The organism is Larsenimonas rhizosphaerae (assembly GCF_023700005.1).
Lineage (GTDB): Bacteria > Pseudomonadota > Gammaproteobacteria > Pseudomonadales > Halomonadaceae > Larsenimonas > Larsenimonas rhizosphaerae.
The window spans coordinates 1,890,339-1,905,669 of record NZ_JAMLJK010000001.1 but is presented as its reverse complement, the minus strand read 5'-3'; the positions used below and the strand labels follow the sequence as shown (position 1 = coordinate 1,905,669).

Here is a 15,331-nt window from a genome sequence, read left to right as displayed (position 1 = left end):
CTGCCTTGATAGCCGTGCCATAAACAGGAACACTAGCACCTTGTTGATTCGACCCAGCGCGTGCAGTGGTGATCCCCAGCTATGAACAAGTATGTACGGAACGAGAGCACCCTGGTTTCGCCGATTCCGGAAATGGCGGTCGCAATGGATTCAGGAAATACAAGGTCGGCGTCATGACGGAAAAGACTACCGATCAGCAGTTGGTCGCGCGTGCCCAGAAGGGCGATAACGCTGCGTTCGATCTGTTGGTCAGGAAATACCAGCACAAGATCATTGGCCTGATCAGCCGTTACGTGAACGATCAATCGGAAGTGCAGGATGTGGCTCAGGAGGCCTTTATCAAGGCCTATCGTGCCCTGGGGCGGTTTCGCAGTGAAAGTGCGTTTTATACCTGGCTATACCGCATTGCGATCAATACGGCCAAGAACTATCTGGTGTCCCGCGGCCGCCGGCCGCCGGGCAGTGATCTGGATATTTCCGATGCCGAGGTCGTGGATGTCAGTGGCCGGCTATCGGATACCGAAACCCCAGAGGCCTCCCTGGCTCGTGATCAGCTCGAGGCGGCTGTCTTCGAGGCGATCGAGAAGCTGCCGGAGGATCTGAAAACAGCCATTACACTACGAGAGTTTGAAGGCCTGTCCTATGAGGACATCGCCAGTATCATGCAGTGTCCGGTAGGTACGGTGCGCTCACGGATCTTCAGGGCCCGCGAAGCGGTCGATAATCACATCGCACCGCTGATGTCCGGACCGGGCGATGATACTGACGCTACGGCGTAGTGCATCGTTTTTTTCTGATGAAGTTAAACTTCCTGACAGTTGTGTGGTCCATGTAGGCAGGAAGCAAAAATCGTGTTCAGTATGAGGATGGGTGCAATGAACCAGGATCTGCGGGAATCGCTGTCAGCGGTAATGGATGACGAGGGAGATGAGCTGTCTCTTCCGCGTGTCCTTAAAACGCTTGAGCAACATCCTGAAGAAGCCGATACATGGCGGCGATATCATGTGGCGCGCAGCGTGATGAAGCGTGAGCAGCCCATCAATGTGTCGATGGATTTCTCGGCACAGATTCGTGCTCGAATCGAGCAGGAACACCAGGCGGCAGAATCCGAGAGCCAGCCTGCAGCAAATCGTCAGGGCAAGCGTCATGCGCCGTTCTCCTTCATGGGCAGCGCCGCGATTGCGGCGGCAGTCAGTTTGATGGTCATTACCGGTGTTCAGGTCTTTCGTGGCGGTGCCGAAGGTGGCGCTGAAACATCGTTGCCGGGCAGTAACGACTTTGCGCTGGATACCTCGCGTGTCAGTGCTTCAGGCAATGGCTCAATGAGGACCAATGTGTCTCTGGTCAGCCTGCCGCTTTTCGATACGCCTTCCGAAAGTGGCGCGACCAATGGGCCGATTCGCGTCAATGGTGCGTCTACATGGCTGATGTCCGGTGATGCCAGTGCCAATGACGATGATGCCCCCTGGGCCAGATACCTTGCCTCACCCGTGCAGGGCGCTGGATACAACCCGAATGCCGTAGCGGGTTATGATCAGGTGGCCGGACAATAGTCCTGCGTCTCCACTGAATGCGATGAGCAGGATCTGACATGGTCAGGTCCTGTTTTTTTTGGCCCTGGTCAGGCTGTTTAAGTTTCAGTTATGTTGTAACGGCAATGAACTAATTGTAAGTCTCGCCGTCAATGAAATGTGATGCCACCTGGCGTTTTTCGCCCTGTCTCCCTGATGCACCAGACCCCAGGAGTTTTTCATGGATGTTGTTTACCGACGCATGTCGACATGGCTGATGGCTACGGTCTTTCTCATTGCGGCTCATTGTGCGCAGGCCGCTGCGCCACTGGCGCAATTACCCGATTTTACCGGGCTGGTAAAAAGTGCTGCTCCGGCAGTGGTCAATATTTCCACCACGCGTGAAGTGAATACGGCATTCAGCCCCTTTGAACAGCAGCAGTTGCCGGACCTCTTTCGCCACTTCTTCGGCGATCAGTTTCCTCCAGGAGCGATGGGGCCGCAGCAGCCCAGGTCACCCGGTGGGCCTCGTCCAAAGGGACGTGAGCTCAGTTCACTCGGGTCGGGGTTCATCATCAGCAAGGATGGCTATATCCTCACCAATGCACACGTCATCGACGGGGCAGATACCATCAAGGTTCGCCTGAATGATCGCCGTGAACTGACCGGTAAGCTGATAGGCGAAGACAAGAAGACCGATGTGGCACTGATCAAGGTCGATGCCACCGACCTCCCAACGCTTGATATGGGGGATTCGGACTCGCTGGAAGTGGGGCAGTGGGTGGTTGCGATTGGTTCACCCTTCGGCTTTGACCATTCCGTGACCTCCGGGATTGTCAGTGCCATTGATCGCACGTTGCCGGATGACACTTATGTACCGTTCATTCAGACCGATGTGGCCATCAACCCGGGTAACTCCGGTGGCCCGCTGTTCAATTTGAACGGTCAGGTCATTGGCATCAATTCGCAGATTTATACCCGTAGTGGCGGTTTCATGGGCCTGTCCTTTGCCATTCCGATCAATGTGGCGATGGATATTGCCGATCAGCTCAAGAAGGACGGTCAGGTACATCGTGGCTGGCTCGGCGTTGTCATTCAGCCGGTGTCCAGGGATCTTGCCCGTTCCTTCGGCCTTGATCAGGAAACCGGGGCGCTTGTCGCTGATGTAGCACCCACCGGGCCAGCCAGAAAGGCGGGTCTGAAAGCAGGTGATATCATTCTTGAGGCCAATGGTGAAACCGTTGATTCCTCTGATGAGCTGCCGCGTATTGTCGGACACCTGACGCCGGGTGATACGCTCAGCATGAAGGTGCTTCGCAACGGACAACACACGACGCTCAAGGCTACTGTCGCTGACTGGCCGAAGGATGAGTCCTCCTCGATCGGAGACAGTGCCGACGAGCAACGGCACAACTCGCTGGGCCTTCAGGTGACACCATTGACGGATGCACTCAAGGGTCAGCTGTCCGTGGATCGGGGGGTTGTCGTTGAGTCGGTTGATCCCGATGGTGCGGGCGCCAGGGCGGGTATTCAGCCCGGTGATGTCATTACCAGCCTCAATGGCAAGGCCGTGGATGACGTGGCGGCGCTTGAGAAAGCGGTAGGCCATCTGCCGGCCGAAAAGCCGGTGCCACTTCGCATCAGTCGTGATGGGCAGCCCCTTTTTGTGGCTATCACGTTACCCAAAAAATGATCAGCCATGAAAAAGCCCGCGAAAGCGGGCTTTTTCATGGGCAGGTGGGTCATTACTCGACGTCAAGATGGCCGGCACGTTGCTGGCGCTTGAAGGAGATATGCCAGTCGACCATGGCATCAAACCGGGCGCGGTATGCGGTGTCACCGGACTGCATCCATTTCCACCAGGCGTGGAAGTTGGGGTCACACGGATCATTGCTGGTGGTTTGGGCGGTGTTCGGGGAAGTCGGCTTTTCCATGATATAAGTCTCGCATCGCTGCATATCGGGTCTGGGAGGCGCCGGTCATCTTGGCTGCGGGTGTGATCACGGATCACGGTGCATGTAGAGTCGACGCTTGATGTAGGTGCATGTTAGGGGAGCGGCGGGGCGGGTGATGTGCCGTATGTGTCGTCTCGGGTCTACATTTTATGCCGATCAGGCTTTTGGTCGGCAGGGCCGCTACAGCAGGAAATCCCCATGTCGATAACTACTGATTGATGCCGTGCTGATGGTGCGCTGTAACTCGCGTACCGATGTCGGTACAATGCCTGCTGTTTTTTCATCAGCCGCCGGTGGCCCGAGAAGCGGGTGCCGTGATGGCTTTTACAGGTGGATAAGTATTCCATGACGCAAGATGCAACTCGTCGCGACCTCAGCAAGATCCGTAACTTTTCGATCATTGCACATATTGATCACGGCAAGTCGACGCTTGCAGACCGTATCATCCAGGTCTGTGGCGGGTTGACCGACCGCGAGCTCAAGGAGCAGGTGCTTGATTCGATGGAGCTTGAGCGTGAACGAGGCATCACGATCAAGGCACAGTCTGTAACACTGGATTATCACGCCAAAGACGGACACATCTATCAGCTGAACTTCATCGATACACCCGGGCACGTGGATTTTTCCTACGAGGTGTCCCGCTCGCTGTATGCCTGTGAGGGGGCGCTGCTGGTGGTGGATGCTGCCCAGGGTGTCGAAGCGCAATCGGTAGCCAACTGCTATACCGCCATCGAGCAGAACCTGGAAGTACTGCCGGTACTGAACAAGATGGATCTGCCGCAGGCTGACCCGGAAAAGGTAGCTCACGAGATCGAGGAAATCATCGGTCTTGATGCTCATGATGCCGTTCAGGTCTCTGCCAAGAGCGGCCTGAACATTGACCTGCTGCTTGAACGGCTGGTGCGTGATATTCCTCCCCCCAAGGGAGACAGGGAAGGCCCGCTGCAGGCCCTGATCATCGATTCCTGGTTCGATAACTACCAGGGTGTGGTCTCGCTGGTTCGTCTGTTCGACGGCACCCTCAAAAAGGGTGACAGGATGCACATGAAATCCACCGGACGGGACTGGGAGGTCAATGACATTGGTTTCTTTACGCCCAAGCAGACGCATACCGGGATCCTGCGTGCCGGTGAAGTAGGCTACGTCATCGCCGGTATCAAGGACATTCATGGTGCGCCTGTCGGCGATACCATTACTCACACGAAAACCAGGGATGTGGCTCGTCTGCCGGGCTTTCAGAAGGTCAAGCCCCAGGTTTATGCCGGCATGTTCCCGGTCAGTTCCGATGACTACGAGGACTTTCGTGACGCGCTTGAAAAACTGGCGCTCAATGATGCATCCCTTGATTACGTGCCTGAAAACTCGGATGCACTCGGCTTCGGGTTTCGTGTCGGGTTTCTCGGTACGCTGCACATGGAAATCATCCAGGAGCGGCTTGAGCGCGAATACAACATTGAACTGTTGACCACGGCGCCGACCGTAAATTACGAGCTGGCCATGGATAACGGTGACATCACCTACATCTCGAACCCGTCCAAACTACCGGACATGGGCAATGTAAACGAGATGCGTGAGCCGATTGTGCGCGCGACCATTCTTGTGCCGCAGGAATTTGTCGGCAACGTGATTTCCGAGTGCGTCAATCGTCGTGGCAATCAGCTGGATATGCAGGTGCTGGGCAGTCAGATGCAGCTGGTGTATGAGTTGCCGATGGCGGAAGTGGTCATGGACTTCTTTGACCGGCTGAAATCCATCTCCAGAGGCTATGCTTCGCTTGACTACAGCTTTGAGCGTTTCGAAGCGGCCAAGCTGGTACGGCTGGACATCCTGATCAATGGTGATCGTGTAGACGCCCTGGCTTTAATCATTCACCGTGATCATGCCCACTCGCGTGGCCGCATTCTGGTTGAAAAGATGAAGGAGCTGATTCCACGCCAGATGTTTGATGTGGCAGTGCAGGCCGCCATCGGCGGGCACGTCGTGGCCCGTTCAACGGTCAAGGCCCTGCGCAAGAACGTCACCGCAAAATGTTATGGCGGCGATGTCAGCCGTAAAAAGAAACTGCTGGAAAAGCAGAAGCAGGGGAAAAAACGCATGAAGCAGGTCGGTCAGGTGGAAATTCCCCAGGAAGCCTTCCTTGCCGTGCTTAAAGTCAATGATTGATCCCGTAAGGAACGCATGATGGATTTTTCCCTGTTGCTGGTTGTCGCCGTGGCGGTCACGGGCCTTGTCTGGCTGCTGGACATTCTGGTGCTGAAGCGCTCTCGCCGTACGGCGGGCGGGACTGAAAAGGAACCCTGGTATGTTGATTATTCCCGGTCCTTTTTCCCGGTGTTACTGGCGGTTCTGGTCATTCGCTCCTTTATTATCGAGCCCTTCCAGATTCCGTCAGGCTCGATGCGCCCGACCCTCAAGGTGGGGGACTATATCGCGGTCAACAAGTTTGCCTATGGCCTGCGACTGCCAGTACTGAACACACGCTTTCTGAGTGTTGGCGAGCCGAAGCGAGGCGATGTGATGGTGTTCCGGTTCCCGGGAGATCCCGATGTTGACTTTATCAAGCGGGTCATCGGTCTGCCTGGCGATACCCTGCGTTACGCAGACAAGCAGCTCTACATCAATGACAAGCCGGTGCCCAAGGAACTGCTGGAAGCGGACGCCCCTGACAACGCCGGGGAACAGTTGTTTGAAGAACATCTGGGCGATGTCAGCCATCAAATCTACAACAACCCGAATGATGCCGGCCCTCAGACTCGCACGATTACCGTGCCCGAAGGACATTACTTCGTCATGGGGGATAACCGAGATCACTCCAATGACAGCCGGTACTGGGGATTTGTGCCTGAAGAGAACATCGTCGGCAAGGCCTTTGCCGTCTGGATGCATTGGCACGACGGATTGCCGAGCTTTTCAAGCGTGCGTCTGATCGACTGACACGCGTCCGGCAGAGGCTGCGTGGCAGCCTCTGCCCTTACACATGATACTGGATAAAACAGGAATAACGTGAGCAGTCCCTTGAATGTGCTCAGCCAGCGCGTCGGCTATACATTTACCGATATAGCGCGGCTTGAACTGGCAATAACGCACCGAAGCTTTGGTGGTGAGAACAATGAGCGTCTGGAGTTTCTCGGCGACTCGATTGTCAATTTCGTGGTGGGAGAAGCCCTGTACCGCCGGTTTCCCGAGGCTCGTGAAGGGCAGCTTTCGCGCTTGAGGGCCCGTATGGTCAAGGGGCAAACGCTGGCCGAGCTGGCGCGCGAATTCAAGCTGGGTGAATTTCTTCGTCTGGGGACGGGAGAGATGAAAAGTGGCGGTCATCGTCGCGACTCCATTCTGGCCGACGCGATGGAAGCCGTCATTGGTGCGATCTACCTTGATGGTGGCATGGAGGCCATCAAGGACCGAGTGCTGGACTGGTACGACAGTCGGCTGTCCGCGCTGGATCTCAAGGACACCCAGAAGGACCCGAAAACCCGTCTGCAGGAATATCTGCAGTCCAGACAACATGCTCTCCCGCGCTACGATGTGTTATCGGTCGAGGGAGAAGCACACGCCCAGACCTTTCTGGTGGCCTGTCATATCGAAGTATTGTCCAAACCTACCGAGGGGCAGGGGGCAAGCCGGCGTTTTGCAGAGCAGCAGGCGGCTGATCAGGCGCTCAAGAAGCTCGAATCCATGACCAAAGGAACACGCCATGAGTGATCAGACTCCTCCGACGAATGATCAGACTCCCCCGACTTCCCAGGAAGAGGCCCTGCGCTGTGGCTTTGTGGCCATTGTCGGTCGTCCGAATGTGGGCAAGTCGACCCTGATGAACCGCATTCTGGGACAGAAGCTGTCGATTACATCGCGGCGTCCCCAGACAACTCGGCACCAGGTGCTGGGGGTCAAGACCGAGGATCATCGTCAAACGGTCTATATTGATACGCCGGGCATGCATATCATGCACAAGGATCGCAATCGCGCGATCAACCAGTTCATGAACCAGGCCGCTACACAAGCGCTCAGGGATGTCAGTGCCGTTATCTTCATCGTGGACCGGGCCAAGTGGACGGCCGAGGATGATGTGGTTCTAAAGCGACTGTCCGGCGTGACCGCCCCGGTGATTCTGGTGGTCAACAAGGTGGACTGGATCGAAGACAAGTCGACCCTGCTGCCCTGGCTTGAAGAGCTGGGTACCAGGCGCGATTTCGCCGCTATCCTGCCGATTTCAGCGCGCCATGGTACTCAGGTGGATCAGCTTGAAGATGAAGTCGAGCGCTTCTTGCCTGAAAGCGAGCACTTCTTTCCGGAAGATCAGATTACCAACCGCAGCTCGCGCTTCATTGCCTCGGAGCTGGTGCGTGAAAAGGTCATGCGTCAGCTGGGGGATGAGCTTCCCTACCAGATGACGGTAGAGATCGAAGAATTTCGTACCGAACCGAACATCATCCATATCAGCGCCCTGATGCTGGTTGAGCGCGATGGTCAGAAGAAGATTCTGATCGGCGAGAAGGGGGATCGGATCAAGCAGATTGGCCGGGAAGCCCGTCTGGACATGGAGAAGATGTTCGACAGCAAGGTCATGCTCAAGCTGTGGGTCAAGGTGAAACGGGGCTGGTCTGATGACCAACGGGCCCTGAAAAGTCTCGGTTATAACCTGGACTAGGCGCGGGAGCCCGGCCATGCAGCTACAGCCTGCCTATCTTCTTCATCGGCGCCCCTATCGTGAAACCAGCGCACTGGTGGAGCTTCTTACCATGGAATATGGGCGTGTCCGGGCCGTGGCACGGGGCGTCATGCGACCGGGAAGCAAGGCAAGGCATCGACTGCAGCCCTTTTCGCCCTTGCATATTACCTGGGCAGGTCACGGGGACCTGAAGACCCTGAGGGTATTCGAGTCCAGCGGGCAGGGCGCAATGCTGGCTGGTGAAGGGCTTCTGTGCGGGCTGTACGCCAATGAAGTACTGGCTCGCTGCCTACCGCTCGAAGGCGCCGTCCCCGATGTCTTTGGTGCTTATGCGGTGCTGCTGGGTGCATTGCCATTCCCGGATCGTCGCCAGAGTGGGTTGCGTCGCTTCGAGCAGGCAGTGCTGTCAGCACTGGACGCCGATCCCGTCTTTGCCGATGGTGCAGGCTCCCCCCTCGACCCGCATTCGCACTATCTTTACGTGAAGGAAGCGCGCCACTTTCAGGTGGTGCCGATGGGCCAGGGGGTTGATGGCCGTTCCCTTCGTGCCATGGCCCAGGGCGACTGGGGCGAGCCGGCCAATGCCCGGGTCGCCAAATACCTGGCGCGCCAGGCGCTGGCGCCTTTGCTGGGCGACAGGCCTCTCCGCTCTCGCGAACTGATCCAGCAACTCGGTGACAAGCGGCGTCGGGCGGCCGTGCCTCCCATGTCGCACTGATGGTTTCCATTCCCTGTATTCAGGAGATTCGCATGTACGCGCCTCGCATCCAACTGGGTGTCAACATTGATCATATCGCCACGCTGCGTCAGGCGCGTGGCACCCGCTACCCTGATCCCGTTCAGGCCGCGCTGCTGGCTGAAGAAGCCGGGGCGGACGGGATCACGCTACATCTGCGTGAAGATCGTCGTCATATTCAGGAGCGGGATGTCGAGCTGATTGCTGCAGTGCTGACAACCCGCATGAATCTTGAAATGGCCGTCACGGAACCCATGCTTGCTCTGGCCGAGCGTATTGTGCCGCGCCATGTGTGTCTGGTCCCTGAACGGCGTGAAGAGCTGACGACCGAGGGCGGGCTGGATGTGGCCGGACAGTTTGACGTCATCGCTGCCGCCTGTCGCCGCCTGGCCGCAGCAGGCATTGATGTATCACTGTTCATTGATCCGGATCCTGAGCAGATTCAGAAGGCTTTTGAAGCTGGTGCGCCGACCATTGAACTGCATACCGGCGCGTATGCCGATGCCACAGGCGAGACCGCGCGACAGGCACATGCCCGACTGACTGCTGCCGCCGAAATGGCCTCCGAGCTTGGAATGACGGTCAATGCCGGTCACGGGCTCCACTATCATAATGTTGAAGCCATTGCTGCCATCGGCGGTATCCACGAGCTCAATATTGGCCATGCCATTATTGCGCGGGCTCTGTTTGTGGGACTCAAGGAGGCTGTGGCGGAAATGAAGCGATTGATTATCAGTGGCCAGGAAAATGGCCTCATGATGGCGCTTGAAGAACACGATCATGAGCATGGCAGCGGCGATGACCATGACGGTTGCTGCCATCACGATCACTGATAGACCGGTTATTGATGACACCAGACGTCCGCCAGAGAGCGGGCGCCGATGAGGAAGTAATCCATGGCATACATGACCCTGGAAGACACGGTAGGACAAACTCCCTTGGTACGTTTGAAGCGTATCAGCGCCGGTAACAACAATGTTCTGCTGGCCAAGCTTGAAGGCAATAATCCGGCGGGCTCGGTCAAGGACCGCCCGGCCCTGTCCATGCTGGCCCGGGCTGAGGCGCGCGGCGAGATAACACCGGGCGATACCCTGATCGAGGCCACGTCGGGCAATACCGGCATTGCGCTGGCCATGGCGGCCGCGATCAAGGGGTACAGGATGATCCTGATCATGCCCGACAGCGCCAGTAGTGAACGCAAGCAGGCCATGGCGGCTTATGGTGCAACACTTGTCGAGGTGACGCGTGAGGAGGGCATGGAAGGTGCCCGCGATCTGGCCGAGCGCATGATCAGTGAAGGGCGCGGCAAGCGCCTTGACCAGTTCGCCAATCAGGACAATCCGCTGGCGCATTATCAGACTACCGGGCCGGAGTTGTGGTCGCAGACCGACGGCCGCATTACCCATTTCATCAGTTCAATGGGCACTACCGGTACGATCATGGGGACGTCCAGATATCTGAAGGAGCAAAACGAAGCGATTCAGATCATCGGCCTTCAACCGGCGGACGGAGCCAGCATTGCCGGCATTCGTCGCTGGCCGGAAGCGTATCGCCCCGGCATTTTTGAATCGGCCCGTGTGGATCGCGTCATGGATATTCGTCAGGAAGAGGCCGAGGACAACATGCGTCGCCTGGCCCGTGAAGAAGGTATTTTGGCCGGAGTGTCCTCCGGTGGCGCGCTGGCCGGCGCGCTGCGTCTGGCTGAAGAGGTCGAAAATGCCGTCATTGCATTCATTGTATGTGACCGTGGCGACCGTTATCTCTCGACCGGGCTGTTTGCCCCGGAACACATTGATTCTCCGGGAGCGCACTGACGTGGCTCTATTAGGTCAGCGCCGGCAGAACCGGCCGGCAAAAAAGCGCGTACTGCAGTCCTCTGCGCCGGCATCAGGCCCTGTGGACGATACCCGTGTTCGCGTTGAGCGCCTGTCGCACGATGGCCGTGGTATCGCCCGCCATGCTGATGGCAAGACCATTTTCATTGATCGGGTTCTGCCGGGAGAATCGGTGGCCGTGGCGGTTCATCATAGCCATCGCCGCTTTGATGAAGCTCATCCGCGAGACATTGCCGATCCCTCCAGTGACCGGATTACACCGGTGTGTCCGCATTTTGGGGTCTGCGGTGGGTGCGACCTTCAGCATCTGGCGCATGCAGCGCAGCGACGTCACAAGGCCGATACGCTTGGTGAGCTGTTTGCACGTCATCAGATGACATTGCCCGAGCCCGAGATACTGGACGGCGACGCGATAGCCTATCGGCGTCGTGCCCGGCTCGGGGTCCGTGTAGATCGCGATGGGCAGGTCATCATGGGCTTTCGAAAGCGGGGCACTGATCGGTTGTTTGCCGTATCGGAGTGTCCGGTACTTGTGCCGTCACTGCAGGCGCTGCTGGCACCGATGAAGACGCTTCTGGATACGCTTGATGCGCCGCGTCACGTCGGTCATGTCATGCTGGTTGCCAGCGATGATGGCGTGCACCTGACCGTTCGGCTGCTGCGCGCCGTGGCGTCGGATGAAGCGCGGTGGCAGGCCTTTGCCTCTGTTCAGGGGCTTCACCTCGAGTTGCTCAAGGGGCGTGAGGCACCACTGGTACGTGAAACGGTTACGGGTAGCGGGAGTGGTCACTATCTGCTGGACATCGGTGTGTCCGAGCCGTTGAGTATCGGGTTTGAAAACGGTGATTTCCTGCAGGCCAATGCCGAGGTCAACCAGGCCATGGTATCGCGTTTGCTGGCATGGTGTGGTGATGTGAAAGGCCGGACCGTGGTCGACTTTTTTGCCGGAATCGGCAACTTCTCACTGCCGCTGGCGGCACGGGGCGCCAGGGTCATTGCGCTGGAAGGGCAGGCACACATGGTGAATCGTCTGAGTGCCAATGCCGCCAGGGCCGTGCCCGATGGCAACGTTGAGGCGCGTCAGGCCGATTTATCGCGACCGCTTACACACTTGCCTGATGCCGACCTTGCCGTACTGGATCCGCCCCGCGCCGGTGCCGAGGCGCTATGTCGTCAGCTCGCGACTGACGGGCCAGAGCGCATTGTCTATATTTCCTGTGATCCAGCCACACTGGCGAGGGATGTGGTCTACCTGATGGAAGGTGGCTATCAGCTGCAGGCATCTGCCATGGCTGATATGTTTCCGCAGACAGCGCACCTGGAAAGCATGGTACTGCTGGCACGTTGATGGCCTGCAGCGGTTAAAAGAAGGCCCGTAACACAAGGGGGCACCGTCAGGTGAGAATCAGGCAATGGTAAAGGTACGCGACGATCAACCACTGCAGGATGATGGGCATATCGATGTGACAGCCTGGTTGGCTGTCTTCGAGTCTCATGTCCGGATGAAGGAGCCCGAGCGGTTTCGGCAGGCATGTTTTCTGGCGGAGCAGCTGGCACGTGCTGCCGAGCTGCGCCATCCCGACAGTGCCTGGCGAAACCCGGGGGCCAGCCTGCATATCGGCCTTGAAATGGCCAGTATTGTCTCCGAGCTCAAGCTTGATGAGGATGCCCTGATTGCTGCGGTGCTCTATCGCTGTGTGCGAGAAGAGCTTGTGACGCTTGAGGCGGTGCGCAAGCGCTTTGGAAGCGAGGTCGCCGGGCTGATTGACGGGGTGCTGAAAATGGCGGCCATCAGCCAGCTTCAGGCACCTGCTCAGGGGCTTGAGCAACATAACCAGCATGACAACCTGCGTCGCATGCTTGTCACCATGGTGGATGACGTGCGGGTGGCACTGGTCAAGATTGTCGAGCGTACCTGCATGCTGCGTGAAGTGCGCAACAGTTCGCGAGAGCGTTGCCTGCGAGTGGCTCAGGAGGTCTTCGATATTTATGCCCCCTTGGCGCATCGGCTTGGAGTAGGGCATATAAAATGGGAGCTGGAGGATCTGTCCTTCCGCTACCTGCACGAGAATGACTACAAGGCCATCGCCCGGCAGCTGGCTGAAAAACGGCTTGACCGTGATCGCTATATCAGCGAAGTGCTGGTGCTTCTGGAAAACATGTTGAGCGAGCAGGGCATCACGCCCTTTGATGTCACCGGCCGCGCCAAGCATATCTATTCCATCTGGCGGAAGATGAAGCGCAAGGGTATCGACTTCTCCGAGGTCTATGATGTGCGCGCCGTACGGATTCTGGTGCCTCGCATCGCCGACTGTTACACCCTGCTCGGGCTGGTACATTCCCGCTGGCACCACGTGCCCAACGAGTTCGATGACTATATCGCCAATCCCAAGAAAAACGGGTACCAGTCTCTTCATACGGCCGTGATCGGTCCCGAGAACAAGGTACTCGAGATTCAGGTGCGTACCTTCGACATGCACGAGGAGGCCGAACTCGGCGTCTGTGCGCACTGGCGTTACAAGGGCACGGATGTTGATTCCCGCAGCCGAGGCTATGAAGAGAAGATCGCCTGGTTGCGTCAGGTGCTCGAATGGCAGGATGAAGTGGGTGATCTGGGAGACCTGGGCCATGGACTGCGTTCTGATGTCGCCCCGGACCGGATTTACGTCTTTACGCCCGATGGGCATGTGATCGATCTGCCCAGTGAAGCCACTCCGATCGACTTTGCCTACCGGGTTCACACTGAAGTGGGGCATCTGTGCCGAGGTGCCAAGATCAATGGACGAATCGTGCCGCTGACCTATCTGCTCAAGACCGGCCAGCAGATCGAAATTCTCACTGCGACGCGCGGCGGCCCCAGCCGCGATTGGCTTAATCCTGCGCTCGGGTTTGTTAAAACCTCCAGGGCACGGGCCAAGATTCAGGCCTGGTTCAAGTTGCAGGCCCGCGAGCAGAACCTCGAGGATGGTCGTACTCTGCTTGAAAAGGAATTCCGGCGTCTGGATCTTGAAAACCTGGATCGGGATCGGCTGGCACGTGCGGTCAATTACACTGCTGTTGATGACATGTATGCCGCCATCGGTGCCGGTGACCTGCGAGTAGGGCAGGTTCTCTCTCAGGCGCAGCATCTGTTTGGCGAGGACGATGCGGAAGAGGAACAGCACAAGCTGGATCGTCTGCTGACCCGACCTCGCAAGGGGAGCCCCCATGAAGCGTCCAGTGGCCAGGTCATGGTACTGGGTGTCGGAAACCTCAAGACGCAAATGGCCAACTGCTGTCACCCGGTTCCCGGAGACCAGATTGTCGGGTTCATTACTCATGGTCGTGGTGTCACGATCCACCGCCAGGATTGTCCCAACATCCTGCAGCTGAAGAGTGACGAGCCCCAGCGCATTGTGGAAGTGGACTGGGGGGATCGACCGGATACCCAGTACCCTGTGGATATCGAAGTCCAGGCGTGGGATCGCAGTGGTTTGTTGCGCGATGTCACTACCATTCTTTCAGGGGAAAAGGTCAATGTGTTGTCGGTCAATACACGCACTGATCAGATGGATAACATGGCCACCCTCAATATCACCCTGGAAGTATCCGGTATTGAAATGCTTGGGCAGTTGTTCAGCCGCATTCAGCAGCTTCCCAATGTCATGGACGTCAAGCGTCTGCGTCAGGGTGGCGACAAGGCAGGAGACAGGTTGTGAGTGATGCACCTTATACACTGGAGGATTTGCGTTATCTGATGCAGACCCTCCGTGACCCGGAACAGGGATGCCCCTGGGATCTTCGTCAGCGCTTTGACACGATCGTGCCGCATACGATCGAGGAGGCCTACGAAGTGGCGGATGCCATCGAGCGCGAGGCATGGCAGGAGCTTCCCGGCGAGCTGGGTGATCTGCTCTTTCAGGTGGTGTTCTACGCGCAGCTGGGGCAGGAAGCGCAGCAGTTCAATCTCGACAGTATTGTTGATGGCCTGACAGGCAAGATGGTTCGGCGTCATCCCCATGTGTTTGTCGACGGCACGCTTTATGGGCGCAAGCGTGGCGCCGGCGATGATCCGGCCAGTGATGCGATCAACCAGCGCTGGGAAGCGCTCAAGCAGGAAGAGCGGGATTCACGCCAGGCCACTTCCCTGCTGGATGATGTTCCGATCGGTCTCCCTGCACTTACTCGAGCTGGCAAGTTGTCAAAACGTGCTGCCCGCAGTGGCTTTGACTGGCCAACGCATCATGGAGCGCTCGACAAGGTACGCGAAGAGCTTGCCGAAGTGGAAGAGGCCATCGAGCGCCAGCATGCCGACAGCATTGAGGACGAACTGGGTGATGTGCTGTTTTCGGTCGTCAACCTCGCGCGCAAGCTGGGTGTAGATCCTGAGCAGGCCCTGCGGCGTACCAATGGCAAGTTCGAGCGTCGCTTTCGTAGCGTCGAAGCCGCAGTCAGGGCGGATAACGGCCGGATGGAAGAGACCTCGCTTGAGGTCATGGAAGCGCACTGGCAGGCAGCCAAGGCGCAGGAATCATCCGATTGAAGTATGCATCAAGACGTGACGCAGAAAAGGGGCCGTGGGCCCCTTTTTCAATGCTGAAGCCCGTGTCGGGCAGATGTCATCATGAGGTGGCGCATCATGTCGT

General features: G+C 57.6%; 14 protein-coding genes. 13 read left to right on the top strand and 1 reads right to left on the bottom strand.

The genetic code is table 11. From position 1 onward, the window contains the following. Positions 1 to 173 precede the first annotated feature (173 nt). The 3 genes from rpoE to NAT21_RS08695 all read left to right on the top strand — a co-directional run bounded on the left by rpoE (position 174) and on the right by NAT21_RS08695 (position 3,204). On the top strand, positions 174 to 779 hold the full coding sequence (rpoE, locus tag NAT21_RS08705) for an RNA polymerase sigma factor RpoE (RefSeq protein ID WP_250937378.1): 606 nt from the start codon (positions 174 to 176) through the stop codon (positions 777 to 779). Between the two features lie 96 nt (positions 780 to 875). Then, the gene (locus tag NAT21_RS08700; protein ID WP_250937376.1) at positions 876 to 1,553 is read left to right on the top strand and encodes a sigma-E factor negative regulatory protein; all 678 of its coding nucleotides are present in this window, start codon (positions 876 to 878) and stop codon (positions 1,551 to 1,553) included. A gap of 199 nt (positions 1,554 to 1,752) precedes the next feature. Beyond that, complete coding sequence (locus NAT21_RS08695) at positions 1,753 to 3,204, top strand: DegQ family serine endoprotease (RefSeq protein ID WP_250937374.1); 1,452 nt, start codon at positions 1,753 to 1,755, stop codon at positions 3,202 to 3,204. A gap of 52 nt (positions 3,205 to 3,256) precedes the next feature. On the opposite strand, the gene NAT21_RS08690 is transcribed toward NAT21_RS08695, so the two are convergent. Beyond that, entirely contained in the window at positions 3,257 to 3,445 is a 189-nt protein-coding gene (locus tag NAT21_RS08690; RefSeq protein WP_250937372.1) for a hypothetical protein, read from the bottom strand. 366 nt (positions 3,446 to 3,811) lie between these two features. Between NAT21_RS08690 and lepA the strand changes: the two genes are divergently transcribed. The 10 genes from lepA (at position 3,812) to mazG (ending at position 15,228) form a co-directional block, all read left to right on the top strand. Then, positions 3,812 to 5,629, top strand: a complete 1,818-nt coding sequence (gene lepA / locus NAT21_RS08685) for a translation elongation factor 4 (protein WP_250937370.1) — start codon at positions 3,812 to 3,814, stop codon at positions 5,627 to 5,629. Positions 5,630 to 5,647: 18 nt separating this feature from the next. Continuing rightward, positions 5,648 to 6,400, top strand: a complete 753-nt coding sequence (lepB, locus tag NAT21_RS08680) for a signal peptidase I (RefSeq protein ID WP_250938044.1) — start codon at positions 5,648 to 5,650, stop codon at positions 6,398 to 6,400. A 69-nt stretch (positions 6,401 to 6,469) separates the two neighbouring features. Further along, complete coding sequence (rnc, locus tag NAT21_RS08675) at positions 6,470 to 7,168, top strand: ribonuclease III (RefSeq protein ID WP_250937368.1); 699 nt, start codon at positions 6,470 to 6,472, stop codon at positions 7,166 to 7,168. After that, positions 7,161 to 8,114, top strand: coding sequence for a GTPase Era (gene era / locus NAT21_RS08670; RefSeq protein ID WP_250937366.1), 954 nt, complete (start codon positions 7,161 to 7,163; stop codon positions 8,112 to 8,114). Before rnc ends, era begins: the two co-directional genes overlap by 8 nt. Before the next feature lie 16 nt (positions 8,115 to 8,130). Then, positions 8,131 to 8,853, top strand: a complete 723-nt coding sequence (gene recO / locus NAT21_RS08665; protein WP_250937364.1) for a DNA repair protein RecO — start codon at positions 8,131 to 8,133, stop codon at positions 8,851 to 8,853. A gap of 32 nt (positions 8,854 to 8,885) precedes the next feature. Beyond that, positions 8,886 to 9,704, top strand: coding sequence for a pyridoxine 5'-phosphate synthase (gene pdxJ / locus NAT21_RS08660; RefSeq protein ID WP_250937362.1), 819 nt, complete (start codon positions 8,886 to 8,888; stop codon positions 9,702 to 9,704). Between the two features lie 63 nt (positions 9,705 to 9,767). Further along, positions 9,768 to 10,685 carry a cysteine synthase CysM gene (cysM, locus tag NAT21_RS08655; RefSeq protein ID WP_250937360.1) on the top strand — a complete coding sequence of 306 codons (918 nt, stop codon included), beginning with the start codon at positions 9,768 to 9,770 and terminating at the stop codon, positions 10,683 to 10,685. A 1-nt stretch (position 10,686) separates the two neighbouring features. After that, positions 10,687 to 12,054, top strand: a complete 1,368-nt coding sequence (gene rlmD / locus NAT21_RS08650) for a 23S rRNA (uracil(1939)-C(5))-methyltransferase RlmD (RefSeq protein ID WP_250937358.1) — start codon at positions 10,687 to 10,689, stop codon at positions 12,052 to 12,054. A gap of 64 nt (positions 12,055 to 12,118) precedes the next feature. Further along, positions 12,119 to 14,404: a GTP diphosphokinase gene (gene relA, locus NAT21_RS08645; protein WP_250937357.1), complete on the top strand. Its 2,286-nt coding sequence runs from the start codon at positions 12,119 to 12,121 to the stop codon at positions 14,402 to 14,404. Continuing rightward, positions 14,401 to 15,228 (top strand): nucleoside triphosphate pyrophosphohydrolase, encoded by an 828-nt coding sequence (gene mazG / locus NAT21_RS08640; RefSeq protein ID WP_250937355.1) that lies wholly within the window; start codon positions 14,401 to 14,403, stop codon positions 15,226 to 15,228. Before relA ends, mazG begins: the two co-directional genes overlap by 4 nt. Positions 15,229 to 15,331: the final 103 nt, after the last annotated feature.

Coding starts and splice junctions, on each gene's coding strand:
- NAT21_RS08690 (WP_250937372.1), bottom strand. CDS start 3,445: ATGGAAAAGCCGACTTCCCCGAACACCGCCCAAACCACCAGCAATGAT.
- recO (WP_250937364.1), top strand. CDS start 8,131: ATGCAGCTACAGCCTGCCTATCTTCTTCATCGGCGCCCCTATCGTGAA.
- lepB (WP_250938044.1), top strand. CDS start 5,648: ATGGATTTTTCCCTGTTGCTGGTTGTCGCCGTGGCGGTCACGGGCCTT.
- NAT21_RS08695 (WP_250937374.1), top strand. CDS start 1,753: ATGGATGTTGTTTACCGACGCATGTCGACATGGCTGATGGCTACGGTC.
- pdxJ (WP_250937362.1), top strand. CDS start 8,886: ATGTACGCGCCTCGCATCCAACTGGGTGTCAACATTGATCATATCGCC.
- rpoE (WP_250937378.1), top strand. CDS start 174: ATGACGGAAAAGACTACCGATCAGCAGTTGGTCGCGCGTGCCCAGAAG.
- relA (WP_250937357.1), top strand. CDS start 12,119: ATGGTAAAGGTACGCGACGATCAACCACTGCAGGATGATGGGCATATC.
- era (WP_250937366.1), top strand. CDS start 7,161: ATGAGTGATCAGACTCCTCCGACGAATGATCAGACTCCCCCGACTTCC.
- cysM (WP_250937360.1), top strand. CDS start 9,768: ATGGCATACATGACCCTGGAAGACACGGTAGGACAAACTCCCTTGGTA.
- lepA (WP_250937370.1), top strand. CDS start 3,812: ATGACGCAAGATGCAACTCGTCGCGACCTCAGCAAGATCCGTAACTTT.
- NAT21_RS08700 (WP_250937376.1), top strand. CDS start 876: ATGAACCAGGATCTGCGGGAATCGCTGTCAGCGGTAATGGATGACGAG.